This is a genomic window from Brevibacterium sp. LAARM3_SD1 (genome assembly GCF_057364765.1).
The window spans coordinates 1-2251 of the sequence record NZ_JBNFOL010000068.1; the positions used below are offsets into that span (position 1 = coordinate 1).

A 2251-nucleotide genomic window follows, 5' to 3' on the forward strand; every position below is an offset into this window, starting at 1 on the left:
CGCTATTGGATTCTCAAACCACAAACACACACCCATCACCACCACCCGAAAAAACGAGCGTGTTCACTGGGGGTATCAGTTCCTACTTATGTGTCACCCACCCGGTGTCCTGACGCTTGGATCAAACCGTGTTTGTCCTGGTCAGACCCGGTGGAAACTCTGTCTTGTCGACGTTGTTTCCGGCGGGGCAACGAGATATAACTCTAGACCAGGCAAACCCGACCACGCAAATCCAAAACCAACTTTCCCCACGTGACACCCACCACACAGCCTGTAGTACCCGAATCCATCCTTGAGAGAGCCCTGCCGCCGAGACGCGCCTCGTGCCGTTACAAGCCATACCCGTCGGGCATCAACGGCATTGATCGATGACAGACTGCAGGCGCGCGCACTGAACGTCGATGACACAACCCATCTCGGCGATCTCTGAACTTCCTATCCCCCGACGGGCGGCCAGGGACTTCCATCCGGAGACCGCGTCCACGACCTCTGTGAGCACCGAGATGGCGACCGGCTTCGCCAAATGGCAGAGGGAAGCGAATTCGCGCAGCGCCTCAGCCTCATTCTCCGCTGCAACAACGCCGTTGATCGCAGTCTGACGTTCGACCGCGGCTACCGGTTCCGGATTGATGTCGAAGGCTGGACTCAGCTGCCATCCTGCGTCCGAACGGATGAAGCCATGATTGCGCAGATGATCGTCCGTATTGTGCATTGCAACTGAGAATGCCACACGGCGAAAGAGTTCAGCACAGTCATCCCGCCACCGCCGGCTATGGTCCTCGATCGCTTCGACCACATCCAGATAGTCACCGGCTTCTCCGTCTTGACGTCCAGTTGCAGTCATCGCGCTCATGTACCCGACTCGATGATCCTCAACACGGTCGAACCTCTCAAGAAGCAGGACGGGCCTCTCGTCGATGTTCAACAGGCGCGATTCCGCGGCATCGATACCAGCTCTACGTGCCAGCTCGAGGGTTACGCTCTCCCAAGCAATGACGTCTCTTTCCTCGTCGGGACGGGAGAACTTCGCTATGAGCAGTCGTCCTTCATCATCTGCCACAGAAGCTTTCGGACGGGCTCCGCCCAGAGACCCCGTCCCTGCGTCGAGGAGGCGCTTCACGGCCTTGCCAGACCCCTCAGCGGCCCCATCTGCGGCCCTTTGCAGTTCCGGCAGGGACAGCAGCTTTGGAACACGGCTGGCGGGGCTGAGGAAGGAGCCACTCGCATCTCGACGAAAACGCAGAGCCCCCTGCCGGGTATGGTCGCTGACGCCAAGCAGGAAGTCGACATCTGTCAGGTGGCGGTCACGGATGATCCCTTCAGCGACTTCCCGACGATGCTCCTTCGTAACCAGATTGCGGCCCCATCGGTCAGGGGAACAGTCAGAGAATGCGCCCGGCAGTCCAGGAACATTGAACGGAGCCGTCGACAACGGGAGTTCCGGATCGATGGAATAAGCCCATCTGGCACTTGCGTACTCATCGGAGTATTTGAACGTCGTGGAGATCTGTCCCCGTGCGATGTGGAAATAGGCAGTGCCGACGAACACCGGGGTCCCACGGTGGTCGATCTCAACACGGACCTGCTCACTCATCGACGGACTCTGCCAGGAAGCGACGAAGCCGAACGAAGCCTGCCAACATCGGTGCTCAGAGGATCAAACGAAGCGGACACATGATCCAACTGACCCAGCGCCTGCATCACCGACATAACTGCGCCGATCGAGACGCCAGCGTCGCCGCGTTCAACCTTCTGCAACGTCGACCGAGAGATGCCTGCCCGCTCAGCGACTTCGACAGCCTTGAGCGATTGCATGAGCCGCCACCGCCGGATCGATGCTCCGATCTCGGCGAGGCGACGATCGACCTGGCGAGTCACGCTCATCATTCGTCCTTTACGACTGCGATACGAGCCATATACCCGTTTAACGACTAGGATACGCGCCATTACATTGACAGGCAATGAAGGTTCCAAGGCCAGAATCGAGCAGCAGCTGGTTCAATACGCCCAGTGAGGTCCCTGCGTCTCAGCGAACCCGGTTCCTCCGGATAGCCCCACACGACCACTATGAATACAGGGATGGCCCCGCCCGACCCAACGATCGAACGAGGCCAATCCCTATTTGCTACTTGACGGGGGCCGAGCAACCCCGCGCCAGGTAGCTGCGCCGCCGTCAGGTAGCAAATATGAGTGAATAGCAGGAAAGCCCCATCCACGAATGGACAGGGCTTCCCTCTCAACAAATTATTGC

At 58.9% G+C, this 2251-nt stretch carries 2 protein-coding genes; both read right to left on the bottom strand.

Annotation, left to right across the window (positions count from 1 at the left end):
• Positions 1-352: 352 nt before the first annotated feature.
• Complete coding sequence (locus AC2W7L_RS18455; protein ID WP_486005630.1) at positions 353-1549, bottom strand: type II toxin-antitoxin system HipA family toxin; 1197 nt, start codon at positions 1547-1549, stop codon at positions 353-355.
• A 41-nt stretch (positions 1550-1590) separates the two neighbouring features.
• A complete protein-coding gene (locus tag AC2W7L_RS18460; protein ID WP_486005631.1) occupies positions 1591-1947 on the bottom strand; it encodes a helix-turn-helix domain-containing protein in 357 nt (118 codons plus the stop codon).
• Between the last annotated feature and the right edge of the window lie 304 nt (positions 1948-2251).